Annotated in this window: 22 protein-coding genes, 1 tRNA gene and 1 pseudogene; 12 read left to right on the forward strand and 12 right to left on the reverse strand. The window is 65.9% G+C overall.

Annotated elements, in window-relative coordinates; genetic code table 11:
* Positions 1 to 376: 376 nt before the first annotated feature.
* The 5 genes from PV761_RS15515 (at position 377) to PV761_RS15535 (ending at position 6,051) form a co-directional block, all read left to right on the forward strand.
* The gene (locus tag PV761_RS15515; protein WP_347898052.1) at positions 377 to 1,945 is read left to right on the forward strand and encodes an NCS1 family nucleobase:cation symporter-1; all 1,569 of its coding nucleotides are present in this window, start codon (positions 377 to 379) and stop codon (positions 1,943 to 1,945) included.
* Between the two features lie 61 nt (positions 1,946 to 2,006).
* On the forward strand, positions 2,007 to 2,750 hold the full coding sequence (locus PV761_RS15520; RefSeq protein WP_347898054.1) for an aspartate/glutamate racemase family protein: 744 nt from the start codon (positions 2,007 to 2,009) through the stop codon (positions 2,748 to 2,750).
* Positions 2,751 to 2,792: 42 nt separating this feature from the next.
* Complete coding sequence (locus PV761_RS15525; protein ID WP_028269875.1) at positions 2,793 to 3,572, forward strand: SDR family oxidoreductase; 780 nt, start codon at positions 2,793 to 2,795, stop codon at positions 3,570 to 3,572.
* A gap of 219 nt (positions 3,573 to 3,791) precedes the next feature.
* A complete protein-coding gene (locus PV761_RS15530) occupies positions 3,792 to 5,300 on the forward strand; it encodes a cation:dicarboxylase symporter family transporter (RefSeq protein ID WP_347898056.1) in 1,509 nt (502 codons plus the stop codon).
* Between the two features lie 100 nt (positions 5,301 to 5,400).
* Complete coding sequence (locus PV761_RS15535; protein ID WP_347898058.1) at positions 5,401 to 6,051, forward strand: Pr6Pr family membrane protein; 651 nt, start codon at positions 5,401 to 5,403, stop codon at positions 6,049 to 6,051.
* A gap of 15 nt (positions 6,052 to 6,066) precedes the next feature.
* On the opposite strand, the gene PV761_RS15540 is transcribed toward PV761_RS15535, so the two are convergent.
* The 3 genes from PV761_RS15540 to PV761_RS15550 all read right to left on the reverse strand — a co-directional run bounded on the left by PV761_RS15540 (position 6,067) and on the right by PV761_RS15550 (position 9,139).
* The gene (locus PV761_RS15540) at positions 6,067 to 6,453 is read right to left on the reverse strand and encodes a sterol carrier family protein (RefSeq protein WP_347898060.1); all 387 of its coding nucleotides are present in this window, start codon (positions 6,451 to 6,453) and stop codon (positions 6,067 to 6,069) included.
* 1 nt (position 6,454) lies between these two features.
* Positions 6,455 to 7,471, reverse strand: coding sequence for an asparaginase (locus tag PV761_RS15545; RefSeq protein WP_028269879.1), 1,017 nt, complete (start codon positions 7,469 to 7,471; stop codon positions 6,455 to 6,457).
* Between the two features lie 90 nt (positions 7,472 to 7,561).
* Positions 7,562 to 9,139 carry a molybdopterin-dependent oxidoreductase gene (locus PV761_RS15550; protein WP_347898062.1) on the reverse strand — a complete coding sequence of 526 codons (1,578 nt, stop codon included), beginning with the start codon at positions 9,137 to 9,139 and terminating at the stop codon, positions 7,562 to 7,564.
* 91 nt (positions 9,140 to 9,230) lie between these two features.
* Here PV761_RS15550 and purD point away from each other — a divergent pair, with 91 nt between their 5' ends.
* Both purD and PV761_RS15560 read left to right on the forward strand, forming a co-directional pair.
* Entirely contained in the window at positions 9,231 to 10,547 is a 1,317-nt protein-coding gene (gene purD, locus PV761_RS15555) for a phosphoribosylamine--glycine ligase (RefSeq protein ID WP_028269881.1), read from the forward strand.
* 1 nt (position 10,548) lies between these two features.
* A complete protein-coding gene (locus tag PV761_RS15560) occupies positions 10,549 to 11,502 on the forward strand; it encodes a phosphoribosylaminoimidazolesuccinocarboxamide synthase (protein ID WP_347898064.1) in 954 nt (317 codons plus the stop codon).
* Here the strand turns inward: PV761_RS15560 and PV761_RS15565 are convergent.
* Entirely contained in the window at positions 11,499 to 12,773 is a 1,275-nt protein-coding gene (locus tag PV761_RS15565; protein WP_028269883.1) for a helix-turn-helix domain-containing protein, read from the reverse strand. The two genes, PV761_RS15560 and PV761_RS15565, sit on opposite strands and share 4 nt — an antisense overlap.
* Positions 12,774 to 12,904: 131 nt before the next feature.
* On the opposite strand from PV761_RS15565, the gene PV761_RS15570 reads away from it, so the two are divergent.
* Complete coding sequence (locus PV761_RS15570; protein WP_028269884.1) at positions 12,905 to 13,135, forward strand: hypothetical protein; 231 nt, start codon at positions 12,905 to 12,907, stop codon at positions 13,133 to 13,135.
* A gap of 134 nt (positions 13,136 to 13,269) precedes the next feature.
* Here the strand turns inward: PV761_RS15570 and PV761_RS15575 are convergent, their stop codons facing one another.
* From PV761_RS15575 to PV761_RS15600, 6 genes are all read right to left on the reverse strand, one after another.
* Positions 13,270 to 13,392 (reverse strand): hypothetical protein, encoded by a 123-nt coding sequence (locus tag PV761_RS15575; protein ID WP_347898067.1) that lies wholly within the window; start codon positions 13,390 to 13,392, stop codon positions 13,270 to 13,272.
* Positions 13,393 to 13,676: 284 nt separating this feature from the next.
* A tRNA-Pro gene (locus PV761_RS15580) sits at positions 13,677 to 13,753 on the reverse strand.
* An 82-nt stretch (positions 13,754 to 13,835) separates the two neighbouring features.
* A complete protein-coding gene (locus PV761_RS15585; protein ID WP_347898069.1) occupies positions 13,836 to 15,668 on the reverse strand; it encodes an ABC transporter ATP-binding protein in 1,833 nt (610 codons plus the stop codon).
* On the reverse strand, positions 15,665 to 17,482 hold the full coding sequence (locus PV761_RS15590) for an ABC transporter ATP-binding protein (protein ID WP_347898071.1): 1,818 nt from the start codon (positions 17,480 to 17,482) through the stop codon (positions 15,665 to 15,667). The genes PV761_RS15585 and PV761_RS15590 overlap by 4 nt, the downstream gene beginning before the upstream one ends.
* 160 nt (positions 17,483 to 17,642) lie before the next feature.
* Entirely contained in the window at positions 17,643 to 18,587 is a 945-nt protein-coding gene (locus tag PV761_RS15595) for a metallophosphoesterase (protein ID WP_347898073.1), read from the reverse strand.
* Between the two features lie 7 nt (positions 18,588 to 18,594).
* Positions 18,595 to 20,886, reverse strand: coding sequence for a transglycosylase domain-containing protein (locus PV761_RS15600; protein ID WP_347898075.1), 2,292 nt, complete (start codon positions 20,884 to 20,886; stop codon positions 18,595 to 18,597).
* A 37-nt stretch (positions 20,887 to 20,923) separates the two neighbouring features.
* Between PV761_RS15600 and PV761_RS15605 the strand changes: the two genes are divergently transcribed.
* Genes PV761_RS15605 through PV761_RS15615 form a run of 3 tightly spaced genes read left to right on the forward strand, consistent with a single transcriptional unit; the run spans position 20,924 to position 22,578 of the window.
* Positions 20,924 to 21,079, forward strand: a complete 156-nt coding sequence (locus tag PV761_RS15605; protein WP_011693223.1) for a DUF4177 domain-containing protein — start codon at positions 20,924 to 20,926, stop codon at positions 21,077 to 21,079.
* Between the two features lie 2 nt (positions 21,080 to 21,081).
* Positions 21,082 to 21,651 carry a RidA family protein gene (locus tag PV761_RS15610; protein ID WP_347898077.1) on the forward strand — a complete coding sequence of 190 codons (570 nt, stop codon included), beginning with the start codon at positions 21,082 to 21,084 and terminating at the stop codon, positions 21,649 to 21,651.
* Positions 21,652 to 21,666: 15 nt separating this feature from the next.
* Positions 21,667 to 22,578: an NUDIX hydrolase gene (locus tag PV761_RS15615; protein ID WP_347898079.1), complete on the forward strand. Its 912-nt coding sequence runs from the start codon at positions 21,667 to 21,669 to the stop codon at positions 22,576 to 22,578.
* 171 nt (positions 22,579 to 22,749) lie between these two features.
* On the opposite strand, the gene PV761_RS15620 is transcribed toward PV761_RS15615, so the two are convergent.
* A complete protein-coding gene (locus tag PV761_RS15620; RefSeq protein WP_011693220.1) occupies positions 22,750 to 23,427 on the reverse strand; it encodes a Crp/Fnr family transcriptional regulator in 678 nt (225 codons plus the stop codon).
* A gap of 273 nt (positions 23,428 to 23,700) precedes the next feature.
* Between PV761_RS15620 and PV761_RS15625 the strand changes: the two genes are divergently transcribed.
* Positions 23,701 to 24,885: a MarP family serine protease gene (locus PV761_RS15625; protein WP_347898082.1), complete on the forward strand. Its 1,185-nt coding sequence runs from the start codon at positions 23,701 to 23,703 to the stop codon at positions 24,883 to 24,885.
* A gap of 35 nt (positions 24,886 to 24,920) precedes the next feature.
* Here PV761_RS15625 and PV761_RS15630 read toward each other — a convergent pair.
* A pseudogene (locus tag PV761_RS15630) lies at positions 24,921 to 25,810 on the reverse strand (DUF2332 family protein).

The following is a 25,810-nucleotide window of genomic DNA, read 5'->3' on the forward strand; positions in this document are numbered from 1 at the left end:
TCTCTTCCGGATCACGATCAGGCAGCTGGTTAGTCAACCCGCTGAGGATATGGGAGGTATCTTCTCCTGCAGCCACGGCAGCCTCTTTTCATCTTTGAATGTCTGGGCTCTAAGTTTTCATATTGTGAGAAAACATTCTTGCCATTCGAGATTATGCAGGAGCGGGCGGGCGGTCAAGGCGGGGAGGGCGTGCGGCGCACCCGGATGGCCCGAAGGATGCTTGCGGACCGATTGTGACAGCGCGGCCTCCTTGACCGCGGCGTGACGCAGGTCATAAAGTTATTCCACTCCACAAAACCAATTTTCCATAATGTGGAACGAAGCTTCGGGGGCGCAGACTTCCGCCTCCAACCCATCCCTAGAACTGGAGATCCAGATGCAGACGACCCCATCAGTCGGCGTCGAAACGGCTCCTGTCCCGACAGAGTCGTCGGGACAGCCGGTCCATCACGCACAGGGCATCGAGGCCCTGTGCGAATCAGCAAGCGCCGCATCCGGGCGCACCATCAGCCCCACCCTCTACAACACCGACCTTGCCCCGACGAAGCGGCAGGGCCGGCGCTGGACGAGCTACAGCATCTTCACCCTCTGGGCCAACGACGTGCACAGCCTCGGCAACTATGGTTTCGCCATCGGGCTGTTCGCGCTCGGGCTCGGCGGCTGGCAGATCCTCCTCGCCCTTGGTATCGGCGCGGTCCTGCTGTTTGCGCTCCTCAGCTTTTCCGGCTTCATGGGCGTCAAGACCGGCGTCCCGTTCCCCGTCATGAGCCGGATCAGCTTCGGCATCCGGGGCGCCCAGATCGCCAGCCTTCTGCGCGGAGCCGTGGCCGTGGCCTGGTTCGGCATCCAGACGTACCTTGCGTCAGTAGTGCTTCGCGTCATGCTTGTGGCCATGGTCCCTTCGCTCCACGAACTGGACACCAACTCCATCCTCGGCCTCTCGACGCTCGGCTGGGCCGCGTTCGCTTTCCTCTGGATCGTCCAGCTGGTCATCGTCAGCTTCGGCATGGAAATGATCCGCAAGTACGAGGCCTTCGCCGGCCCCATCATCCTGGTGACCATGGCCGCCCTCGCCATCTGGATCTTCGTGGAGGCCGGCGGCTCCATCGCCTGGGCTTCGGATAACGCCCTCGAAGGCGCTGACATGTGGCGCACCATTTTCGCCGGTGGCGCCCTCTGGGTGGCCATCTATGGAACCTTTGTGCTGAACTTCTGCGACTTCACCCGCTCGGCCGTTTCCAAGAAGGCTGTGGTGCGTGGCAACTTCTGGGGCATCCCCATCAACATGCTCCTCTTCGGCGCCATCGTGGTGGTCATGGCAGGCGGCCAGTTCAAAATCAACGGCACGGTGATCCAGAGTCCGTCGGACATTGTCCAGACCATCCCCAACACCCTGTTCCTGGTCCTGGCCTGCCTCGCGCTCCTCATCCTGACCATCGCCGTGAATCTGATGGCCAACTTCGTGGCTCCCGTCTACGCCCTGACCAACCTGTTCCCGAAGCACCTGAACTTCCGCAAAGCGGCCTGGGTCAGCGGCTCCATCGGGCTCATCATCCTGCCGTGGAACCTGTACAACAATCCGCTCGTGATCGTGTACTTCCTGGGCGGCCTCGGAGCACTGCTCGGCCCGCTGTTCGGCGTTGTGATGGCCGACTACTGGCTGCTGCGCCGCGGCCGGGTCAACGTCCCCGAGCTCTATACGGATGACCCCGCCGGAGCCTATTACTACAAGAAGGGCGTCAACCCCCGGGCAATCATTGCCCTGGTCCCGGCCGCCGCCGTCGCGCTCCTGATCGCGTTCGTTCCCGCGCTGGAGGCCGCGGCGCCGTTCGCCTGGTTCTTTGCCGCCGGCATCGCTGCAGTGGTGTACTACTTCATCGCGGACCGCTCGCAGCAACTGGAAGATGTCGACGGCGAGTCCATCGCCGTGGCGAGCACGCACTGACACCCCGGCGCGGAAAAGTTCGGCACGGAAAAGTTCAGCACGGAAAACGGAAGAGACAGACATGCGCATTCTTGTCGCAAACGTAAACACAACGCAGTCCATGACCGACTCCATTGCCGCCCAGGCGCGGTCCGTCGCGGCGCCCGGGACGGAGATCGTCGGGATCACGCCGCGGTTTGGCGCGGACTCCTGCGAGGGAAACTTCGAAAGCTACCTCGCCGCGATCGCCGTCATGGACGCAGTGGTCAATTACCCGGAGCCGTTCGACGCCGTCATCCAGGCCGGCTACGGCGAGCACGGGCGGGAGGGGCTGCAAGAGCTCCTGGACGTCCCCGTCGTCGACATCACCGAGGCTGCAGCCTCCACGGCGATGTTCCTGGGGCACAAGTATTCAGTGGTCACCACCCTTGACCGGGCGGTTCCGCTGATCGAGGACCGGCTGAAGCTGGCCGGCCTCGATGCCCGGTGCGCCTCCGTGCGGGCCAGCGGCATGGCTGTCCTCGAGCTGGAGGAGGAGCCGGAGCGGGCCGTGGAAGCGATCATCGAACAGGCCCTGGTTGCCGTCCGCGATGACAAGGCCGAGGTCATTGTCCTGGGCTGCGGCGGCATGGCCGGGCTGGACGAGGAGATCCGCCAGCGTGCCGGGGTTCCGGTGGTGGACGGCGTGGCGGCGGCCGTCACCATCGCGGAGTCCCTGGTGCGGCTGGGGTTGTCCACGTCCAAAGTCCGGACCTACGCCACCCCGCGGCCCAAGACGGTCATAGGCTGGCCCGTAACGGCAGCGGAAGTGCCTGCTGCGCGGTAGGCCGGGCCTCGGAAGCCCGGCCCTCAAACCAAGGAGCGATGAATGACTGCAACCCACAGGCCCGTTCCACCCCACCGGCCGGGGCCGGTTGCCGTCGTGACCGGAGCAGGTTCCGGGATCGGCCGGGCGGTGGCGCGGCTCATGCTGGCCGAGGGGTACCGCGTGGTGCTGGCAGGCCGCCGCGAGGCTCCGCTGCTGGAGTCCGCGGCCGGCCACCGCCAGTCCCTGACGGTGCCGTGCGACGTGACAGTGCCCGACGACGTCGAGCGCCTTTTCGCTGCGGCCCTCCAGAAGTGGGGGAGGGTGGACGTCCTGTTCAACAACGCAGGTGTGTTCGGCCCGGCCGCGTCAGTGGACGAGATCAGCGTGGCCGACTGGGACGCGGTGGTGGCGGTGAACCTCACCGGTTCGATGCTGTGCGCTGCCGCTGCAGTGCGGGCGATGAAAGCCCAGGAGCCGCAGGGCGGCCGGATCATCAACAACGGGTCCATTTCCGCGCATTCGCCGCGGCCCCGGACCGTGGCCTATGCGGTGACCAAGCACGCCATGACAGGCCTGACCAAGAGCATCGAGCTGGACGGCCGGGAGTTCGGCATCACGTGCGGCCAGATCGACATCGGCAACACGGCCACGGACATCATGGGCACCATCGGCGTGGACTCCGGCGCCCTCCAGGCTGACGGCAGCCGCAGGGTGGAGCCCACGTTCCCGGTGCAGGACGCCGCACGTGCGGTGCTCCTGATGGCCGGCATGCCGCCGTCGGCCAGTGTTGGCTCGGTGGTGATTACAGCCGCCGGCATGCCGTTCATCGGCCGCGGCTGACAGCCGGGGACTCCGCTACTTTCCGCCACGGCTTCGGACATCCGCACCCCATGATCCAGGGTGCGGGTGTCCGAAGCCGTGGCTTTTTCGTGCCCGCAAAGTGCCAACTAATTCCGTATTGTGAAAACTCAATTTCCCCTTACGGAATAATGTGAGCGGGGTTACTTTGGAAACAGACCCCGATTTCCGGGGCTGTTCCCGATTGATAGGTACAGATCAATGAAGATCCCAGATTCCGCGGCGCTGAAGGCGAGTTCGGCGCCGTCGAAGAAGAAGCCCCTGTATAGGTCGCTCTTCTTCCAAATTCTGATCGCCGTCGTGGCAGGTGTTCTTATCGGACATTTCTGGCCGGACCTCGGCTCGCAGCTGAGGCCTCTCGGTGATGGATTTATCCAGCTCATCAAGATGATCATCGCGCCGCTGATCTTCCTGGTGATCGTCACCGGCATTTCGGCCGTAGGCGACGTCAAGGCGGTCGGAAGGGTCGGAGTCAAAGCCCTTCTTTACTTCACCGCGGCCACGCTGTTCGCGCTGGTCTTCGGCCTGATCGTAGGCAACATCGTCCAGCCCGGTGCCGGGCTGAACATCGATCCGAGCACACTGTCCCAGGAGGCCCTGGACGCCAAGACCGGCCATGCCGTCCCGAAGGACGCCGCAGCCTTCATCCTGGACGTCATTCCCACCAGCGTCATCGGCGCCTTCGCGAACAACAGCCTCCTGCAGGTCCTGTTCTTCTCGGTGTTCTTCGGCGCGGCCATCGTCGTCATCGGACGCGAACGCTGCATGCCGGTCATCAGCCTCATGGAGACCGTCCTGGAACTCATCTTCAAGATCATGTCCTGGATCATGAAGGTGGCCCCGATCGGTGCCTTCGGTGCCATGGCGTTCATCATCGGCCAGTACGGACTCGACACCCTCAGCACCTACGCCTTGCTCATTGCCGCCTGCTACGGCGCGGCCATCGTCTTCATTGGCCTGCTGTTCCTCGTGGCATGGGGCTTTGCCCGCGTCCCGCTCTGGCACTTCCTCAAGTACACCCGCGAGGAGTTCCTGCTGGCGCTCGGCACCGCCTCCACCGAGGCTGTGATGCCGCGCATCATGACCAAGCTGACCAACGCCGGCTGCTCTCGCGCCACCACCGGGCTGGTGGTTCCCACCGGCTATTCGTTCAACCTCGACGGCGCCGCCATCTACCTGTCGATCTCCCTGCTCTTCCTGGCGCAGGCCTTCGGCCACCAACTGGACCTCGGCCAGCAGCTGGCCGCGCTGGGCGTCCTGCTTCTGACCTCCAAGGGCATGGCCGGAGTGCCCGGTTCCTCGTTCCTCGCGCTGTCCGCCACCGCTGCCGCCCTCGGGATCTTCCCGGTTGCCGGCGTGGCCCTGCTCCTGGGTGCGGACCGCCTGATGGATTCCATGCGTGTTGTGGTCAACCTGCTGGGCAACTGCGTGGCCACGTTCGTGGTCTCCAAATGGGAGGGCCAGTTCGACCGCAGCGTTATGGTCCGTGCCTTCCGGGGCGAAATCACCAACCATGACTCCGCCATCATGCTCGGCGTCGAGGACGACTTCGAGGACCAGGAGCTTGCCCGGATCAGCGGCGGCGAAGCACCGTCCCCCAAATTCCGCGGCGGTCCCGATCCCAAGGACATCCACGGATTCCAAATGACGCGGCCCGGCGGCCACGCAGCTCCGCCGGAGCGCAGTTCGGCCGCGATCAACCACGAATAGCGGCACCTGAAAAAAGAACAGCGGCCCCGCCCCGGAACCCACCGGGGCGGGGCTGCCCGTTTTTCCCCGGCTGCCCGCGGGCCTGCCCTAGGATCAACCCATGACGGCAAACAGGGGACTTGCACTTTTCCGGTACTTCTTCGCGGCGCTGTGCCTGGCGGCACTCGTGGGACAGTTCACGTACAACGTCCAGAACATCGCCGACTACCGGCCGCTGAACTTCTTCAGCTTCTTCACGGTCGAGTCCAACATCATCGCAACGGCAACGTTCGCTATTGCCGGCTGGTACGCCTGGCAGGGACGGACCGCCCGCTGGCTGCAACTCCTGCGCGGCGCCGCCACCATGTACATGACCATCACCGGGATTACCTACAGCCTGCTGCTGAGCAACATCGAGGTGGACACCGCGGTTCCGTGGATCAACGTGGTGCTGCACTACACCATGCCCACCGTGATCGTCATCGACTGGCTCGTGGACCTGCCGCGGAAACGGATCTCCCTGAAGGAGTCCTTGATCTGGCTTGCCTTCCCGCTGGCGTACCTGGTGTACAGCCTCCTCCGCGGCCCTTTCGCGGACTGGTACCCCTACCCGTTCCTGGATCCGCGGATTGAGGGCTACGGCCACGTGGTATTCATGTCCGTGCTGATCGCGGTGCTGGCGTTTGTGCTGGCCGTGGTGATTGCGCTGTCCACGAAGCTTCAGGACACCGTCCCGCACCCGGCCGCCGAACTACCGGCCGAGGTCCGCTGAACGTCTTCCCGGAGGCTAGAGCGGGAGCAGTTCCGACAAGTCCGCCCGGAGCCCTGACGCGGACACTTTGCCCGAAGCTACTGCGTCTGCCCAGCTCAACCGGCCGGTGACCATTGCCAGCCAGGTGGCGGCGTCGCACTCGATGACGTTCGGGGGAGTGCCGCGTGTGTGCCGCGGGCCTTCCACGCACTGGGTGACGCCGAACGGCGGAACACGGACCTCCACGGAATTGCCGGGCGCCCTGGCGGTCACCTCTTCGAGCGTGTAGCGCACCGCCGTCGCGGTCACCGCACGCGGAACGCCCGACGCCGGGACGCCGGACGCCGGGACGCCGGCTTCCAGCCACGCGGCCAGCGCGGCGCGGCCTTCGTCGATCTCAATGCGTCGTCGTGAAACGGCCATGTCAGTCCAACAGGGCCGAGACGGCGTGGCCCAGCCGGATCTTGCCTACGGGCCGGCCGCCGCCGAGCACGGGTTCCACCACTTTTTCCAGGACGCTGGAGACGCCCGGGATGTCCACGGCGCCGGAGGCTGCCAGCAGCGTGAGCCCCACCAGGGTGGTGGCACGCAGGTTTCCGTCCAGGACCTTGATGGCCACGGAGACGCCTGTGGTGGTGGCCATGGCCAGTACACCTTCGGCGCCGATCTTGGCGATGATCTCCAGTTCGTCCATCACGATGGTGTTGGGCTCGCCCTTGCCCTGTACTGCCCACGGGTAGTCGAGCATGGAGGTGGCAATGGTGGCGGCGCGGGCATTGGAGTTTTTGTCCCCGGGAGCCTTGGCCAGCCGCGAGTAGGCCCGGGCCAGTCCGGTCAGCGAGATGGCTGCCACCGGAGCGCCGCAGCCGTCGATGCCCAGGTGGGCGATCCGCTCCTCGGAATACTCTTCGATCGCGGAGCGGACGCGCTGCTGCAGCGGATGGTTGGGCTCAAGGTAGCTGTGGGTGTCCCAGCCGTTCTCCGTGCAGGCCCACAGGAACGCCGCATGTTTTCCCGAGCAGTTGAACGCGAGCTTGGACCGGCCCTGCTCGGACCGGATCAGCCAGTGGCGGGCGTTCTCGTCCTGCGGCCAGGCGGTGGGGCACTGCAGTTGGTCTTCCTTGACGCCGGCGGCCTTGAGCATCCCCTCCACCACATCCATGTGGTCCAGCGACCCGGTGTGGCTGGCGCAGGCCAGGGCCACCTGGGCGCCGCGCAGGGGGACGCCGGCCTGCATGGCCGCGAGGGCCTGGAGCGGCTTCAGCGCCGAGCGGGCATAGATGGGGGTGGTGATGTCGCCGAGCTGCGTGACGACCGTTCCGTCGGCGGCAAGAACCACGGCTGAGCCGATGTGCCGCGATTCAACGAAACCGCTCCGTTCCACGACTGCCAGTTCGACGGCGGACTCCACTGTGAATGTGGCATGCGGATTTTCTGGCATGGCTAAAGTCTATGGTGCCGGTGCTGGAAACCCGGGAAATCCGGGCGGCGGCCCGGCTGTTGCCCGGGCCGCCAACGGGGCCACGGCCGGCTATTGCACCGTCACCATGACCGACTGCCAGCCGGACGCACCGTCGGGCACGGGATCGGCGCGCTTGTCCGTCTGGACCTCGCCGGTGCCGTCGGTGGCGCGGGCCTTGATGTAGTGCGGTCCCGGGGTGGCATCCCACTCAAAGGACCACTGGCGCCACGTCACCACGGACGCTTCCGTGGACAGCACGGCCTCGGTCCAGGGCCCGTCGTCGATCTGCACTTCCACCTTGGTGATGCCACGGGTCTGCGCCCAGGCGGTGCCGCCGATTGCCACCTTGCCGGCCGCCACCTGGGCGAAGGACTTGGGCACCTCCACCCGGGCCATGGTCTTGATAGGGCCGCGCTCGGACCAGCCCCGGTCAGTCCAGTACGCCTTGCTGTCCGCGAAGCGGGTGACTTCGAGGTCCACCACCCACTTGGTGGCGGAAACGAAGCCGTACAGGCCGGGGACCACCATGCGCACGGGATAGCCGTGTTCGAGCGGCAGGGGCTCGCCGTTCATGCCGACCGCCAGCATGGCGTCCCGGTCGTCCTGCAGCACTTCGAGCGGCGTCGAGGCGCTGAAGCCGTCCTCGGAGGTGGACAGCACCATGTCGGCGCCCTCCGTGGGGCGGGCCATTTTGAGGACCTCGCGGAGGGGGAAGCCCAGCCACTTGGCGTTGCCGGCGAGGTTTCCGCCGACGGGATTGGACACACAGGTGAGCGTCACGTGCGATTCGATCAGCTCGGCGTCGAGCAGGTCCTGGAAGGTGAGCGTGACCTCCTGCTCCACCAGGCCGTGCACCCGGAGCTCCCAGTCCTGGGCGTTGATCTCCGGCACGCTCAGGGCGGTGTCGATCCGGTAGAACTCATTGTTGGGTGTGACCCACGGGGTGACGCCCGGGGCGGCTGACTGCACTCCGGCCGGGACGGCGGGGGCTGCCTTGGCCGGCGACGGGAGCTGCAGGGATTCACGGGCCTGGGCGATGTTGCTGCGTGCCGCGCTGAGCAGCCGGCCGCCGGTGGCCGCGAGGGCGGCCGCCGCGGCAGTGATCCCGGATGCGGCGAAGAAGGCGCGGCGCGTTGTGGCCGGGCGTTCGGTGCCCTTGGCTGCCACATCGGCGGCCTCGCCGGGCCACTGGCGCATCCGCCACAGCCGCGTCATCAGGAGGCGCAGCACCACCAGGCCGGCGGCGGTGCCGATCAGCGAGGGGATGGCGTCCAGCGGCTCCACGCTCGCGCGGGTGACCACACTGGCGACGATGACGGCGCCCATCAGCAGGACACCGGCTACGCCCAGCGCCCACTTCCGGTAGGCCACCACGCCCAGCACGCAGGCCAGCAGGAAAATGGTCAGCCCCATGCCGGCGAACAGTGCCGCCTTGTCGTTAGTGCCGAACGTGGCGATGGCAAAGTCCTTCAGCCACGGCGGCGTGAAGTCAATGAAAGTGGAGCCGAGGGCAATGATCGGCGTTGCCCGCGCCGTGAAGAACGCACCGATCAGTTCCGCAACGGAAAGTACGACGGCGGCCGCGGCCACGCCTGCCAGCGCAGCCAGCGCGGTGGGGCCCTTGAGCCAGTTCGTGAGCTTCTTCATGCCGGAGGTTCGTAGCGGCCGGCGTTAAGGATTGACCGGGGCGGGTCACGGCTTAGGAGCGGACCGGGTGCACAAAGTACCCTTGGAGACTGTGAAGGTACTCGTCATTGGCCCCGGTGGCCGCGAACACGCCATTGTCCGCTCCCTGCTTGCAGACCCCAACGTTTCGGAAGTCCACGCGGCTCCCGGCAACGCCGGCATCGGCAAACTTGTCCCCACGCATGCCATCGACGCCAACGACCCGGACGCTGTTGCCGCCCTGGCCACGAAGCTGACGGTGGACCTCGTGGTGGTCGGTCCCGAGGCGCCCCTGGCCGCCGGCGTTTCCGACGCCGTCCGCGCAGCAGGGATCCCGGTCTTCGGACCCAGCAAGGCGGCCGCCCAGCTGGAGGCATCCAAGGCCTTCGCCAAGCAGGTCATGGCCGAGGCCGGAGTGCCCACCGCCATGGCGCGGGTTGCGAGCACCGCTGAGGAAGCCGCGGACGCCCTGGACACCTTCGGCGCCCCCTACGTGGTCAAGGACGACGGCCTGGCCGCCGGCAAGGGAGTGGTGGTCACCAACAACCGGGACGAAGCCCTGGCCCACGCCCAGACCTGCTTCGACGCGGGCGGTTCCGTGGTGATTGAAGAATTCCTGGACGGCCCCGAAGTTTCCGTGTTCGTGCTGTGCGACGGCCGCAACACCGTGGCACTCTCCCCGGCGCAGGACTTCAAGCGCATCTTCGACAACGACGAAGGCCCGAACACCGGCGGCATGGGCGCCTACACCCCGCTGGAGTGGGCCCCGGAAGGCCTGGTCCAGGAAGTCATCGACCGCGTGGCCCAGCCCACGGTCAACGAGATGGCGCACCGCGGCACCCCGTTCGTCGGCGTGCTGTTCGTGGGCCTTGCGCTGACCTCGCGCGGCACACGCGTCATCGAGTTCAACGTCCGCTTCGGCGATCCCGAAACGCAGGCCGTCCTGGCCCGGCTCAAGACCCCGCTGGGGTCGCTGCTCCTGGCAGCGGCCAAGGGCGAACTGGACAAGGCGGAAGAGCTGCGCTGGTCCAAGGACACCGCTGTCGCCGTCGTCGTCGCCTCCGAGAACTACCCGGACACCCCGCGGACCGGGGACCGCATCCGCGGACTTAAGAAGGCGGACGAACTGGAAGGCGTGCACGTCATCCACGCAGGCACCAAGCTGGACGAGGAAGGCAAGGTGGTCTCCGCCGGCGGCCGCGTCCTTGCCGTGGTGGCGCTGGGAACCGACCTCGTGGAGGCCCGCGAACGGGCATACGACGGCGTGGAGCTGATCCAGCTTGAAGGCGCACAATTCCGCACCGATATCGGGCGCAAGGCGGCGCGCGGCGAGATCAAGGTGGTATCCACTGCCACCGGAACGCTGCCCGTGACGAAGGCGAAGGCATAGCATGACTGAGAATTTCCCCCTCGAGGCGGCCCCCAAAGCCGGCCTGGACACCGAAACACTGGACCTCCCGGGCTGGCGGCATGTCTACTCCGGGAAGGTCCGGGACCTCTACGTTCCCGCTGACGATTCCCTCGTGGCGCAGTTCGGCCAGGAATGCGTCCTCGTGGTGGCCAGCGACCGCATCAGCGCCTACGACCACGTGCTCTCGAGCGAAATCCCGGACAAGGGCCGGATCCTCACCCAGCTGAGCCTGTGGTGGTTCGACCAGCTGGACGTGGAACACCACGTCCTGGCCTCCACCGTGGAGGACGGCGTCCCGGCAGCAGTCGAGGGCCGCGCCATGATCTGCAAGAAGCTGGACATGTTCCCGGTGGAATGCATCGCCCGCGGCTACCTCACCGGCTCCGGGCTGCTGGAATACCGGCAGTCCCGCACCGTCTGCAGCATTCCGCTGCCGGAGGGCCTGGTGGACGGTTCCCGCCTTGACGAAGCCATCTTCACGCCGTCAGCCAAGGCAGAGGTGGGGGAGCACGACGAAAACATCACGTATGACGCCGTGGTGGGCCTGGTGGGCGAAGACGTCGCCGCGCGCCTCCGTGAACTGACCCTGGAGATCTACACCAAAGCCGAGGAAATCGCCCGGAAGCGCGGCATCATCCTTGCCGACACGAAGGTGGAGTTCGGCTTCGACGTGGCCACGGGCGTCATCACCCTGGGCGATGAGGTCCTCACCCCGGACTCTTCACGGTTCTGGGACGCGGCCACCTATGAGCCGGGCAAAGCCCAGCCGTCCTATGACAAGCAGTACGTCCGTGACTGGCTGACGTCCTCCGAGTCCGGCTGGGACCGGGCTTCGGACGTCCCGCCGCCGGCACTGCCGGCGGACGTGGTGAGCCGTACGCGCGGCCGCTACGTTGAAGCGTACGAAAAGCTCACCGGACGGACGTTCGCCTAGCTGGCTTCTGCCGCGGCCTTGGCCGCGGCAGCGCGCCGCTGGGCGAGTTTGATTTCCAGCACGGCGTCCATGGCCTGCTGGACACGGTCGGACGCGCCGGCGGCACTGAATTCCTGCTGCGCTTCCTCGAGGAGCACCAGGGCTTCATCCGATTCCCCGGCGGCCTTGAGCGACTTCCCCAGCAGGAGTGACACTTCGCCGGCGGTGTGACGGGCCAGGGCCTTCCGCTCGGCGTGGATCTCGCGCAGCTTCTCCACGGCGGCCGGGATGTCACCCGTGAGGTACAGCCAGCGCGCGCGGATGAACGCCACTTCGAGCTGGTCCGTCTTGTTGCCGCCCACGATCGACAACGCCAGTTCGGCGCGCTCGATCGCGGAGAGGGTTTCCGGTTCCACAATGCCGGAGGAGAGCCGGACGGCCGCGGAGGCCTTGTTGAAACGGGCCCACAGTTCGATGTCGTTGGCCGGGGAGAGCAGCTTGGCGGCCCGCTCGTGGTACTTGATGCCCTCGGGGTAGTCGTGCCGCATAAACGCCACGTTGCCGATCACCCACGCCACCTCGCCTGCGAGCTGGGAAATGGATTGGTCGTCCATCTGGTCGTTCATGGCCTGGCAGTAGGTCCAGGCTTCGTCCAGCCGGCCGCTCTCGGCCAGGGCGCCGATCAGCGCGCGCAAGGCGCCGATGATCAGCGTGGAGCCCTTGGGCAGCTGCGAGCACAGTTCCACGGCCTTCTGGGCATGCTCGACGGCGGTGGCCAGCTGTCCCTGCCCGTGGCACACTGCGGCCAGCATCTGCCGGGCGCGCACCCCGAGTCCGGCGGACTCGGTGGCCATGGGGTGTTCCAGGAGGTGCTGCATGATGTTCTGGCACTCCTGCAGCTGGCCCTGTTTCATCAGGCATTCCGCCTGCATGTAGGTCATGTTCCACCATGCGCTGGTGTTCTTGCCTTCGAGGGCGATCTGGGCGGCAGTGGCGGCGTGGGCCGCTGCGAGCGGGTAGTCTCGGAGGTCCCAGGCCTGCCGGGCGTAGAGCCCGGCCAGGACATACTCGGCGTCGCTGACCGAGATAGGCTGGCTCCAGGCTTCCAACGCTTTGGGGGCCAGCTCCAGCCGGCGGGCTAACTCTTCTATAACATCGGCGGTTGGTTCACGCCGGCCTGTTTCCAAGAGGGAGATGTAGCTGGGAGAATAGAGGTCCTTTCCCAGTTCTGCTTGCGTCAACCCACGTTCGAGTCGTTCGGCGCGGAGCTTCTCCCCGAATCCGTTCCCCACGGGTTTCCTCCTTATTCCGGACAGTCTTTATACCAAATGCTTGACAGTCTCTGTGGAAAACATTTTACAATGTATGTCAACAAGGGCAGTGCTGACTTTGTAACGAATCCGACTCGTATTGAGGAAACCTAATGTTGAAGAAGATTGCAGCCGCCGCCGCACTGGCTGGCGCACTGGCATTTTCAGCCGCAGCCCCCGCAGTGTTGTCTGCAGGTCCTACCGGCAATTGGGCGGATCAGCTGGGAAGCACCATCGCTATCGGTAACTGGCCCGATCCCATGCAGTTTGCCCAGGCCATCGGTAACTGGCCGGACCCCATGTCTTTCCCGGCATACATCGGTAACTGGCCGGACCCGATGTAGGCGGTTGATGTACTTCCCGCAATGGAACACAAGCTCCGGGACATGCGCGAACCATGTCCCGGAGCTATTTTTTTTGGCCAAACGATGCGGGGGAGGGTCATGACGCGCAGGGGATCGAATGACTTGAAGCGGGCCTATGCCGCGTGGACCGTCGCCGGGAGCTCGCTGATCGTGGCCGCCGTGGCGGGGTCGGCGATAATCGCCGTGGTGGGCGGAACGGCCGACGCCGGAACCCTGGTGTGGGGGATGGCGGGCATTGCGTTGCTGCTGGAGGCGCTGGTGCTCTTTGCCTATGGGCTCCGGCTTAGGCACCGGTACGTGAACCAGGTCCAGACCTATGAAACGCGGGGAGATTGCCGGGAGGACGACGGCTCCAACCAGCCACGGGTTCCCCTGCTGGGCGACGGCCAGGCCAGCCAGCGTTCCACGTTGGAGGGCCTCTCGGACCACGGGCGGCAGCGCCGCAAGCAGCACCGCTGGAGCAATGCGGCCTCAGGTGCAACGCAAAGAGGGCCTTCCGAATGGAAGACCCTCTTGCTTTTGGTCGGGATGACAGGATTTGAACCTGCGACCTCGTCGTCCCGAACGACGCGCGCTACCAAGCTGCGCCACATCCCGATCCGTTGCTTCAAAAGCAACTTCACAAGAGTATCCGATTCCGGCCGCCATGTGAAATCGGCGCCCGGAAGCCCCGCGGGAGCTACACCAGCGAGTCCTTCCACGCCCCGTGCAGCTCCGCGAATCGCCCGCCGCCGCCGATCAGTTCCTCCGGCGTACCGTCCTCCACGACGCGTCCGTCGTGGACCACCAGGACGCGGTCGGCGGTCTCCACTGTGGAGAGCCGGTGGGCGATGATCAGGGCCGTGCGGCCGGCGTCGTGCCCTGCCACGCCCGCCAGCAGGCCGGCGAGCCCGCTCTGCACCAGACGCTCCGACGGGATGTCCAGGGAGGAGGTGGCTTCGTCGAGGATGAGTACCGCCGGGCGGGCCAGGAACGCCCGGGCGAAACTGATGAGCTGGCGCTGGCCGGCTGAGACGCGCCCGCCGCGCTTGTTGACGTCGGTGTCGAACCCCTGGGGCAGTTCCATGATGAAGTCGTGCGCGCCAACTGCCCGGGCAGCCTCTTCGATCTCCTCGCGGGAGGCTTCGGGGCGGCCCAGCGCAATGTTGTCCGCCACGGAGCCGCTGAACAGGAAGGCCTCCTGCGTCACCATCACCACGTTCCGCCGCAAGTCCGGCGTGGTGAGGTTCCTCAGGTCCACCCCGTCCAGTGTCACCGACCCCTCGGTCACGTCGTAGAAGCGGGCGATCAGTTTCGCCAGCGTGGACTTGCCGGCGCCGGTCTGGCCCACCAGGGCCACGATCTGCCCGGCCGGAATGTGCAGGTCCAGCCGGGGGATGATCACGGGGCCGTCGCCGTACCGGAACTCCACGCCGTTGAAGTCGATGGTGCCGCGGGCGTCTGGGAGCGCTACGGGGTTCTTCGGCGGCCGCACGGTGGGAACCTCCTCCAGCAGCCCCGAGACCTTCTCCAGGGCCGCCTGGGCGCTCTGGAAGGAGTTATAGAACATGGCCATCTGGTCCACCGGCTGGAAGAACCGTTTGGTGGACAGGATCAAGGCCAGCAGCACGCCCACAGCGAGGTCCCCGCCCAGCACACGGAAGCCTCCGAACAGCAGCACCACGGCGACGCAGACGTTGCCGATCAGCACCAGCCCCGGCTGGAAGACGCCGTTGAGGTTGATCGAGCGTACGGTCACCTTGCGGTAGTCCTCGGACAGTTCGCCGTAGCGCTCAGCGTTCTCGCGCTCCTTGCGGAAGGCCTTCACGGCCCGGATGCCCGTCATCGTTTCCACGAAGTGCACGATCAGCCGGGCGGACACTACCCGGGATTCGCGGAACGCGATCTGGGAGTGCTTCTGGTACCAGCGGGCCAGGAAGTACATGGGCACGCCTGCTGCCAGCACGATGAGGCCGCTGCGCCAATCCAGGGCGAACACCGTGATGGCGGTGAACACCATAAAGAGCATCCCCGAGGCCAGCGAGCTGACGCCGGAGTCCAGGAGTTCACGCAGTGCCTCAAGGTCGGAGGTCTGGCGGGCGATGATGCGCCCGGAGGTGTACTTCTCGTGGAACTCGAGGCTGAGCCGCTGCGTATGCCGGAACACCCGGACCCGCAGGTCCAGCAGCATCGCCTGGCTCAGCTTCGCCGTCGAGGTCACGTACAGCGCCGTGAGGCCGGCCGTCGCAACCGCAGCGGCAAGATATGCGACGCCGGTGAGCACCAGCGGCATGTTGTCCCCGTCCTGGAGTGCCGGCATGGCATGGTCGATCCCGAAGGCGATGAGCGCCGGTCCGGCCACCCGGGCGGCCTGGGAGAGTACCACCATGGTGATGGTGAGCCAGAACCTCAGCCGGACGGGACGGATCAGGGACCCCAGCAAGGCGAGCGACCGCCGTCGTACGGCCTTGCTCTCGCTTTTGCTCAGGTGGGCGTTGTCCTCGTTGGCGGTGCCGAAAGTAGCGGTGGTCATCGGGAGATCTCCTCGGACTCGTCCGTTAGTTCGGACAGTTCGGACAGTTCGGAATCCAGGTCCCGCGGTTCCGTTTCGAGGCTGGCGATCACGTAGCGGTAGTGCTCGTTGTGCGCCAGCAGTTCGGCGTGGGTCCCGACGGCGGCGATCCGGCCGTCCTCGAGCAGCGCCACCCGGTCCGCCAGTGCGACGGTGGAGGGCCGGTGGGCGACGATCAGGGTGGTGGTGTCGGCGAGCACCTCGCGCAGCCGGGCTTCGACTAGTTCTTCGGTGTTGACGTCCAGGGCGGACAGGGGATCGTCCAGGACCAGCACCTTGGGCTTCGCGGCGATGGCACGGGCCAGGGCGATGCGCTGCCGCTGCCCGCCGGACAGGCTGAGGCCCTCCTCGCCGATGAGCGTGTCCAGGCCCTCCGGTAGGGAGTAGGCGAAGTGGGCCTGGGCAACGTCCAGGGCTTCCTCCAGCGTTTCCTGGCTCCGCTCCTTGGCCCCGAGCAGCACATTGTCCCGGACGGAATTGGAGAACAGGGTGGTGTCTTCGAAGGCCACGCCCACCACGGTGCGCAGTTGTTCCACGGAGAACTCGCGCAGGTCCACGCCGTCGATGGTGATGGAGCCGGCCGTGACGTCGTAGAGGCGGGGGACCAGTTGCAGCAGCGCGCTCTTGCCGCTGCCGGTGATGCCCACCAGGGCCATGGTCTCGCCGGGGCGGATGTCCAGGCTGACGTCCTTGAGGATCGGCTTGTCCGGGGCGTCTTCGAAGGCGAACGTCGCCGCGTTGAAGCTGAGCGCGCCCTTGAGCTGCCCGGGTTCGCGGGGATGCTCCGGGCTGGTGATGGTGTTGGCGGCGTCCATGACCTCGAAATGCCGGTCGATGGCCGTCTTGGCCGTCAGCGCCATGGCCAAGAGCATGCCGCTGAATTCCACGGGCGCGGCCACCACGGCCGCGGTGGCGAAGAACGCCACCAGCGAACCGATGCTGAGCCGGCCGTCCGCGGCCAGCATGATGCCCACCACCAGGCCGGCGCCGAGGGCGAGCTCGGGGAGGAGGGTGACCACCATGCTGAAGGTGGCCTGGTGTTTCGCCTTGGCGATTTCGGTCTGCCGGAGTTCCTCGGCCTGTTCGTTGAAGTTCTCCAGGGCTTCGCGGCTGCGGCCGAACGCTTTGAGCACACGGATGCCGTGCACCGACTCCTCAACCGTGGTGGCGAGGTCGCCGGCCTGGTCCTGGCTGCGCCGGGCCACCTTGCTGAAGCGGGTCCTGAACCGGAAGCCGTAGATCATGATGGGCACCGCCGCGGCCAGGAAAATCAGTGCCAGCTGCCAGCTCATGGCAAACATCACGACGACGCCGATCACCACCGTCAGGCTGGTCACCACCAGCATGATGGCGCCGAACGCCATCCAGCGGCGCAGGAAGTTCAAGTCCGTCATGGCCCGGGAGAGCAGCTGCCCGGAACCCCAGCGGTCGTGGAAGGAGACCGTCAGGTCCTGCAGATGCCCGTAGAGGGACACCCTCATCCGGGTTTCCACGGTGGTTGCGGGGTTGATGACGAACTGGCGGCGGAGGGCAACCAGCCCGGCTTCGGCGATGCCCAGGCCCAGGATGATCAGGGAGGCCACCCAGACAGCGTCGGTTGCGCCGCCCGGCCGGAGCGAGTCATTGATGAGGACCCGCAGGACCTGGGGGATGGCCAGCGCCACGATACTGGCGAGGAGTGCGCACAAAAGTCCCATCACAAGCCGGGGGATGATCGGCTTCACATGGGGATAGAGTCGGCTGATTGACGTGAAGAATGGAGTCTGCTTGGCCATGCCCGCTTCTTAAAGCTCAACTGCGAATGTAGTTTCCTTTAGCAACTACCCTATGCCATCGAGTGACACGGTTCACAGGATTCGGCACCGCGCGGGAATCTTCCCCAGTCATTGCGTACCGCAATACTGCAGGCGGAGGTTGAGCCCCTCGAAACCGGGCTCAGCGTTCCGTCAGCGTCAGCAGCACGGCCTCGGGCCGGCAGGCGATGCGGACCGGTGCGAAGCGCGAGGTGCCGATCCCGCCGGAGACGTTGACCGGCGTCGTGCTGCCGTTGCTTTCCCAGTTGTTGAGTCCCTTGGCACGCCAGGTGGGGAGGTCGCAGTTGGCCACCAGTGCGCCGTACCCCGGCAGGCAGATCTGGCCGCCGTGCGTGTGGCCGGCCAGCAGGAGGTCGGCGCCGTCATCGGTGAAGTGGTCCAGCACCCGCTGGTAAGGGGCGTGGATGACGGCCACGCGGAGGTGCGGGGTCCTGTCCTGGCCTCTGGTTCCGCGGGGCCAGCCGGCGTACCTCTCCAGGCCCAGGTGCGGATCGTCGACGCCGGAGAAATCAAAACGCAGGCCGTTCAGCACCAGGGACTGGTGGCGGTTGGTCAGGTCCACCCAGCCGGACATGCCGAAGTAGGAGCGCAGCCGGGGCCAGTCGAGTTCCACGGGCTTCTTCTGGGCTTTCGAAGGACCCAGGAAGTAGGAGGCGGGATTCTTGATCGTGGGCGCGAAGTAGTCGTTGGACCCGGGCACAAAGACGCCGGGGAATTCCAGGAGGGGCGCCAGCGCCTTCAGGAGGGGGTCGATCGCCTTGGCGTGGCTGAGGTTGTCGCCCGTGTTCACCACCAGGTCCGGTTCCAGCTCCGCGAGCGACGACAGCCACTGGGCCTTCCGGTTCTGGCCCGGGACGAAGTGGATGTCACTCAGGTGGAGGATCCGGAAAGGACCGAAACCGGCCGGCAGGATGGGCAGGGTCTCTTCGCGCAGGACGAACTGGTTCTTTTCCCACAGCCCGTACCCTGTCGCGGCCATGCCGGCTGCCGCGCCGGCCGCTGCGGTTACGGCAAAGCCGCGCCCGATGCTCCGGGCGCGGCCTGCCAGCGTTGTTTTGTCCCCCATCGGTGCGCTACCCGTTGCCCTTGCCGTTGTCCTTGCTGGGCTCCGGCGACGGAGCCTGCGTGGCCGGCGCGGGTGCCGGTGCCGTGCTTTGCGTCGTCGGGGTGGTGGTCCGCGTGGGGGTCCCGTTGACCATGTTGGACGGTGGTGCCGTGAACGGGTTGGTGCCGTAGGCGGGCGCTATCTGGGACATGAAATTGGAGAACATAGGTCCGGCGATCATGTAGCCGTCGATGCCCGTGTAGAACTTGCCGTTGACGGTCACGTTCTGGCCGGCGCGCTGCTGGGTTCCGAGCGCGTCACCGAACCACGCCGCGGTGGCCAGGCCGGTGGTGTGGCCCACCACCCAGGTGGAGCCGTTGTTGTTGGAGGTACCGGTCTTGGCTGCGATGGGGAAACTGGTCCTCGTGGAAATCCGGGGCTGGATCAGCGAGCCGGAGCCTCGGTTGAGGACTTCCTGCAGGGCGTAGTTCACGCCGCGGGCTACTTCCGGTTTGAGCGCGTCCCGGCAGCTCGTGGACTGGGCCGGAAGCTGGGCGCCGGTAGGGTCCGTCACAGAAGTGATGGCGATCGGAGAGCAGTACTTACCGTCGTTCGCGAAGGTGGCGAAGGCGCTCGCCATCGACAGCGGCGACGTTTGCCTGGAACCAAGGAGGTTACCCAGCGTCGTCATGGTGATGGGCGGTTGCGTGTTGGTGATCTTCCCCTCGGAATCCCGCTGCGGAAGGCCCTCGTGGAGGCCGACAGCGTCCACGATCTTCTGGATTCCACAGAGGTCAACCTTGGCGGCAGTGGCAAAGGTCATGGTGTTGATGGAGTTGGCCAGCCCGTCCAGGACCGTCATCGAGCGGTAGTAGCCTTCCTCGGCGTTCTGCAGGTCCTTGGAGTCGCCGTTGGTGCTGTCATACCAGCCAACGGTCGGAGTCTCGCAGGTGTTCTTCCACGGGAAGTTTTGCGGATAGCGACGAACCGCGCCGTTCAGAACGGTGCTCATCGAGTTACCCTCGTTGAGCCATTCGGCGAAGGTAAATGGCTTCATGGTTGACCCGGGCTGTGCGCCGCCGAGGCCGTTGAGGTCGCCGCCGTTGGCGTCGAGCTTGTCGACGTTGAAGTTGATGTTGGTGTCAAACTTACCGTCATTAGGCAGCCAGACAGTGTTTTGAGCCATATTGGTGATCTTGCCGGTGTTCGGCTGGACTGAGACCACCGCTGCGCCCCACTTGTCCGGGTTGGCACCGGCAGAGGCGTCCACCTGGGCCTGCGCCGCGTTCTGCGCCTTGGTGTCAAGAGTGGTGGTGATGGTCAGCCCGCCGCGGAAGATCTTCCGCTCACGTTCCGTGTCATCGGCGCCGTACTTGGGGTCATTCAGAAGCAGGTGCAGGACGTAATCACAGAAATACGGTGCGGTGGAAGCATAGGCACAACCCTGGCGGGCAGGAGTGACCTTGGTTTCCACCGGGGTGGCCACCGCAGCCTCATAGTCAGGCTGGGTGATCTTTTTCTGGGTGTACATGGCCTTGAGCACCTGGTCGCGGCGGTTCTTCGCGTTGTCAGGGTTGTTGATGGGGTCAAAGAACGACGGGCTGTTGACGAGGCCCGCCAGCAGCGCGGCCTGCGGGAGCGTGAGGTCCTTCGCCGTGGTGCTGAAGAAGAACTTGGACGCGGCTTCAATGCCGTAGGCGTCCCGGTTGAAGAACACGATGTTGAGGTAGCCCTCGAGGATCTGCTCCTTGGTGAATTTCTTCTCCAGGGCGATGGCCAGTTTCATCTCGCGGAGCTTGTCGCCAACGCCCTTGTTCACGCCGTTGAGCTTGATGTCCTCGGTGTTGCCTTCGGCCTCAAGTGAGGCGTTGATGACATTGTTCACGTACTGCTGCGTGATGGTGGACGCGCCCTGCTTGTTGCCGCGGGCGGTGCTGACCAGTGCACGCATGATGCCGGTGGTGTCCACGCCGCCGTGCTCATAGAAGCGGCTGTCCTCGATGGCGATCACTGCGTCCTTGATGAATGGCGACATCTGGTCCAGTGCAACGCGCGTCCGGTTTTCGGCGTAGAGGTTGGCGATCAGGCTTCCGTCGGAAGCGAGGATTTTGGTGGACTGGCTGGGCGGGTCCACCTGCAGCTCCGCCGGGAGGGTGTCGAAGAATTCGATGGAACCGCTGGCTGTGCTGCCGGAAACAGCGGCCGCCGGGACCAGCAGGCCCGCTACCAGGACACCACAAATAGCGCTCACGCCAAGGAAAGCAAGGATCTTTCCGAGGGTGGTGGCCGTGTCGAATAAAGGGTTCTTACCAGTCGCCATGTTTTCCACTTTACCGGCAAGGACTAGTCTTTAGCTCATGACCAAATGGGAGTACGCCACGATTCCGCTCATTATTCACGCCACGAAGCAGATTCTGGACCAGTGGGGCGAGGACGGCTGGGAGCTCGTCCAGGTCGTCACCGGTCCTGACGGCAACGGCCTCGTTGCCTACCTTAAGAGGGAGAAGCAGTAGTTATGACAAGCCCCGCAGGCACGGCGCCGGAATCCCCGGCCCGCGCGGAAAGTTCGGCCTCCGGCGCGGAAAACGGAGCACCGGTATCGGCCGTGGAACAGCGGCTGGCAGAGCTGGGACTGACCCTTCCGGAAGTCGCGGCCCCGGTGGCCGCCTACGTCCCGGCAGTCATCTCCGGCAACCACGTTTACACCTCCGGCCAGCTGCCCTTTATTAACGGCAAACTCGAAGCTACCGGCAAGGTGTCCACGGGCACCGAAGGCTTCGCCGACGAACCGACGGTCTCTCCCGAAGACGCCAAGCGGTTCGCTGCAGTCTGTGCAGTCAACGCCCTCGCGGCGGTGAAAAGCGTAATCGGTGACCTGGACCGTATTACCAGGATCGTGAAGGTGGTGGGCTTCGTCTCCTCGGATCCGTCCTTCACGGGCCAGCCGGGTGTCATCAACGGCGCATCGGAACTCCTGGGCAAGGTCCTCGGCGATGCGGGTCAGCACGCCCGGTCCGCCGTCGGCGTGTCGGTCCTGCCGTTGGACTCGCCGGTCGAAGTCGAACTGATCGCCGAATTTAGCTAAGGCCGGTCACTTCCCTTGCCCCAGTTAGCCCGTCGCCTGTTTGTGCTGCCTCCCGATCTTGAGGGGGCAGCACAAAGCTGGCTCGAACACGGCGAGCGGACACCACGTGCCGCCCGCCTCGCATCCTCCGTCGTCCTGCTCCGCGACGCACCCTCAGGGCTGGAAACCTGGCTGGGCTACCGCCCAGGGTCCTCGCCGCTCGGAGTCCTCGCCTTTCCCGGCGGTTCCCTTGAGGCTTCCGACGACGACGCCGTCAGCTGGTTGGGCCCCTCACCGCAGCATTGGGCGGAACAAATGGGAACGGACGACGTCGGGCTGGCGCGCCGCCACGTGGTGGGCGCCATCCGAGAACTCTTCGAAGAAACCGGTGTACTCCTGGCCGGCCCGGACCTGTCCACCACCGTGGAGGCCACTTCCACGCCGGAATGGATGCGGGCCCGGATTGCCGTTGCCGAGCAGGAAAAATCCTTCATCGACGTCCTGGCCAAGCGCGGGCTTTCCATCCGTACCGACCTGCTGAAACCGCTGGTCAACTGGCTCAGCCCCGACTTCGCCCACCGCCGCTTCAACACCCGGTACTTTGCCGCCACCGTGCCCGTGAACCAGCAGCCCACGCTGCTGGAAAGCAAAGGTGTCTGGGGCCGCTGGGTCTGCGCCAGCAAAGTCATTGCGGAGCGTGACACCACCGCCCTGGGCGATGAAGTGGGCCAGGAAAACACCGTGGGCCTGACCCTCGGCCAGCTGCTGGTGCCAGGCTCAGAGATCATGCTCGAGAAGATGGCGGCCGCGAACGGGTGCATCGCCTACCTGAGCTACAAGCGCAAGGCGCACGTCTACCAGCCGAAGCTCGTCGAAGAAGGCGGCAAGCTGATGCTCGAAGTCGAGGCCGCCAAGACGGTCGCGGGCGAGCCGCAGCGGGAGCGGTAGGCCGCCCGCTCTGACATCCTCTGCGTGCCCGCTCGTTCCCGACCCGCAAATAGACTGACGACACAGAAAATGCCTGGCGACACCGTTATTCGGGGGTCGCCAGGCATTTTGCGCGTCATTTCCCGCTAGGGAAGGGATGCGCAATTTCCTTGATTCAATGCCGCAGAATGACTAGCGGGAGCGCTGACGGAGGCGCTGCATGTCCAGGATCACCACGGCACGGGCTTCCAGCCGGAGCCAGCCGCGCTGGACGAACTCGGCCAGGGCCTTGTTCACGGTTTCGCGGGAGGCGCCCACCAGCTGGGCCAGCTCTTCCTGGGTGAGCTCGTGAGCCACCAGGACGCCGTCGGTTGCCGGGCGGCCGAAGCGGTCGGCCAGGTCCAGCAGCGCCTTGGCCACGCGGCCCGGAACGTCGGAGAAAACAAGGTCCGACAGCGAGTCGTTGGTGCGGCGCAGGCGGCGGGCCAGTGCCTGCAGCAGCTGGGCCGAGACCTCCGGGCGGGTGCGCAGCAGGGCGTTGAGGCTTTCGTTCTTCAGGCCGGCGAGTCGGGTCTCCGAGACGGCGGTTGCCGTGGCCGTGCGGGGGCTCGGATCGAAGAGGGCCATTTCGCCGAAGAGCTCACCCGGGCCGAGGATCGCCAGCAGCGACTCGCGGCCGTCCGGGGACGTGCGGCCCAGCTTTACCTTGCCGGAGACGATGAAGTAGAGCTGATCACCCTGGTCGCCTTCGCGGAACACCGAGGCTCCGCGTGACAGGTCCACCTCGGTGAGCTCGTCCGTGAGCAGACGGAATGCTTCGTCGTCGAGCGTGGCGAAAAGGGGTGCGCGGCGCAATACCTCGATGTCCATGAATTCTCCTGAGTAAAATGTGTCGGCTGGGGCGCTTCAGCCATTGTTTCAGAATTTTGAAGGTTCTGTGACGTACTTGGCACGTGAAACGCCTGAAATGGGCCTTCCGAGGCCGGTCCAGGGCCTCTGGAGTGCGTTTCCAGCGCAGATTTCGACGGCGGGACCGGGCTTTCCGGGGCGCCTCGCGGTTTGCCCGGGGCGGCTGTCAGTCACGGCAAACTGTCAGGGTTCGCCACTAGAATTGGGGCTTACCTGTTTTTGTGAGGAGCCCGTGTGTTCGGCTTGACCATCCTGGACCTGGCCTTGATCCTGACGCTGCTGTCCTACCTGATCTATGGCCTTCGCAATGGCTTCCTGGTGACCCTCGGCGGCATCGCCGGGTTCGTCGTCGGTGCCGTGGCGGCGTTTGTGTCCGTGCCCATCGTCAGCAACCTCGTGGAAGACAGCGGCTGGAGGCTCACCGCGATCGTCGCCGCCGCCGTCGTGCTTATAGTCCTGGGGCATGCGCTCGGGACCATGATCGGCCGCAAAATCCGCAGTGCCGTGCGGATCCAGCCGCTGCGGGCCATGGACCGGGTGGTGGGCGGAGCAGTCAACGTGGTGGTGGCAGCGCTCGTGATGTCCATGCTCTCCTTCAGCATCAGCGCCCTGGGCGTGCCGTTCGTTTCCCAGCAGCTGGCGGAATCCAAGGTCATTCGCTTCATCGACGGACTCACGCCCGTGCCGGTGAAAACAGCCGTGGCGCAGCTGCGCTCCACCGTGATCGGGGACGGCATACCCACGCTCATCGAAGGGCTCGGGCAGGGCCAGCAGGTGGCCATTCCCAACGCGAGCACGGACACCCCGGCCCTGAACCGGGCAGCGGAGTCGGTCCTGAAAATCGCGGGCACCGCCTACCAATGCGGCCAGAACCAGACCGGCAGCGGCTTTGTGGTGTCGCCGGGGCGGGTTGTGACCAACGCCCATGTGGTGGCGGGCGTGTCGCAGCCTGTGGTGGAGATCCCGGGCGGAGGGGCCATGCCCGGCAGGGTGGTGTATTTCGACAGCCAGCATGACCTCGCCGTCCTTGCCGTGGACGGACTTCCGTCGTCTCCGCTCCAGCTGAGCGCGGACCTGCCGGCAGGCAGCCCGGCCGCGTTCGCAGGCTACCCGCACGGCGGTCCTTTCCAGTCCAAACCGGCAACGGTGCAGGACATCGCCACCGTCCTGGTCCCTGACATCTATGGCGGCAACCCCGCTCCCGAAGACGTGTACCGGCTTGCCGGCGATGTCCAGCCGGGCAACTCCGGCGGGCCGCTCCTCACCACCGAAGGCATGGTTGCCGGTGTGATCTTCGCCAAGGCCACGTCCGATGCCGAGCTCGGATTTGCCATCACGATGGATGACCTGGGCCCGGTGGCCGCCCAGGCGCCGGGCCTGAGCAGCCCTGTTTCCTCCGGGCAGTGCATCCAGAAGTAAGTGGTGCGGGGACCAGATGCAAGCAGGCGGGGACCCTAGAGCCACTCCAGGGTTTGGCCGTGCGGCCCGGCGATGGCCACGGGCACGCCGTCCTGGAGGAGGAGGAACCGTCCGCGCAGCCTTGAGTCATCCATTTCCGGCACCACCACGGAGCCGTCCGCCTGGGCAAGCACGGTGTGGCCCTCGTTGGACAGCCAGTGGCAGCCGCGCTCTGCCGCAAGGGTGCCGATGGTGGCGCGGAAGGCTTCCCGCTGGGAGGCATTTAGGTAGGCCATCACCGCGCTGTGGAATACCACCAGGGTGGCGTCCGGCGGCGCCTGGTCCGCTAGCGAAACCAGCTGCTCGTTGAGGTCGCCGGCCACCAGCAGCGGCGGATCCTGCTGCGCTATCGCGATGGCATGGCACCTTGCACTGCGCAGCGCAGAACGGGCGCTTCCTCCGCCGCGGGGCGCGCCCCGTCCGGTTGCGGCACCAGCCGCGTGACTGAGCCGCCGTCGTCGTACTCGTAGGCGTACTTGTCCGGAAACAGCGCAAGCCCGGCGGAAGCACCCACCTCGATCAGTGCCAGCGGACGGCCCGTCGAGCCTGCGATGGCGGCGAGGGACGGCAGCAGCGTGGTGCACCGGCCCGCCTCGTTGGTCTGGGTGGCGCGGGAGAGCACGACCCGCGAGACCTCGTCCCAGCGTGCCAGGAGGAACTCCCGGAACTCGCGGTACGGGGTGATCCCGGCGCCGAGGAACCGGGCTGCCGCCAGGATCAGGAGGGGCTGCCGCTTGTTGTGCGGCCACTGTTCGATGCGGCTGATCAGTTCAGTATCGCCGGCGATTCCCAGCGACCATTCTGCGTAGCACGGGGAGGAAGCCGGCGCATCAAAGGTGCCGAAGTTCCGGTACCAGTCCGCGGTGCCCGCGTTCCCCGCACCCAT

Origin of the sequence: Arthrobacter sp. CC3 (assembly GCF_039907775.1) — a bacterium.
Lineage (GTDB): Bacteria > Actinomycetota > Actinomycetes > Actinomycetales > Micrococcaceae > Arthrobacter.

Excerpts from the sequence above, each read along its gene's own strand:
- PV761_RS15515 (WP_347898052.1), top strand. The coding sequence starts at position 377 with ATGCAGACGACCCCATCAGTCGGCGTCGAAACGGCTCCTGTCCCGACA.
- PV761_RS15520 (WP_347898054.1), top strand. The coding sequence starts at position 2,007 with ATGCGCATTCTTGTCGCAAACGTAAACACAACGCAGTCCATGACCGAC.
- PV761_RS15525 (WP_028269875.1), top strand. The coding sequence starts at position 2,793 with ATGACTGCAACCCACAGGCCCGTTCCACCCCACCGGCCGGGGCCGGTT.
- PV761_RS15530 (WP_347898056.1), top strand. The coding sequence starts at position 3,792 with ATGAAGATCCCAGATTCCGCGGCGCTGAAGGCGAGTTCGGCGCCGTCG.
- PV761_RS15535 (WP_347898058.1), top strand. The coding sequence starts at position 5,401 with ATGACGGCAAACAGGGGACTTGCACTTTTCCGGTACTTCTTCGCGGCG.
- PV761_RS15540 (WP_347898060.1), bottom strand. The coding sequence starts at position 6,453 with ATGGCCGTTTCACGACGACGCATTGAGATCGACGAAGGCCGCGCCGCG.
- PV761_RS15545 (WP_028269879.1), bottom strand. The coding sequence starts at position 7,471 with ATGCCAGAAAATCCGCATGCCACATTCACAGTGGAGTCCGCCGTCGAA.
- PV761_RS15550 (WP_347898062.1), bottom strand. The coding sequence starts at position 9,139 with ATGAAGAAGCTCACGAACTGGCTCAAGGGCCCCACCGCGCTGGCTGCG.
- PV761_RS15560 (WP_347898064.1), top strand. The coding sequence starts at position 10,549 with ATGACTGAGAATTTCCCCCTCGAGGCGGCCCCCAAAGCCGGCCTGGAC.
- PV761_RS15570 (WP_028269884.1), top strand. The coding sequence starts at position 12,905 with ATGTTGAAGAAGATTGCAGCCGCCGCCGCACTGGCTGGCGCACTGGCA.
- PV761_RS15575 (WP_347898067.1), bottom strand. The coding sequence starts at position 13,392 with ATGCCCGCCATCCCCCACACCAGGGTTCCGGCGTCGGCCGTTCCGCCC.
- PV761_RS15585 (WP_347898069.1), bottom strand. The coding sequence starts at position 15,668 with ATGACCACCGCTACTTTCGGCACCGCCAACGAGGACAACGCCCACCTG.
- PV761_RS15590 (WP_347898071.1), bottom strand. The coding sequence starts at position 17,482 with ATGGCCAAGCAGACTCCATTCTTCACGTCAATCAGCCGACTCTATCCC.
- PV761_RS15595 (WP_347898073.1), bottom strand. The coding sequence starts at position 18,587 with ATGGGGGACAAAACAACGCTGGCAGGCCGCGCCCGGAGCATCGGGCGC.
- PV761_RS15600 (WP_347898075.1), bottom strand. The coding sequence starts at position 20,886 with ATGGCGACTGGTAAGAACCCTTTATTCGACACGGCCACCACCCTCGGA.
- PV761_RS15605 (WP_011693223.1), top strand. The coding sequence starts at position 20,924 with ATGACCAAATGGGAGTACGCCACGATTCCGCTCATTATTCACGCCACG.
- PV761_RS15610 (WP_347898077.1), top strand. The coding sequence starts at position 21,082 with ATGACAAGCCCCGCAGGCACGGCGCCGGAATCCCCGGCCCGCGCGGAA.
- PV761_RS15620 (WP_011693220.1), bottom strand. The coding sequence starts at position 23,427 with ATGGACATCGAGGTATTGCGCCGCGCACCCCTTTTCGCCACGCTCGAC.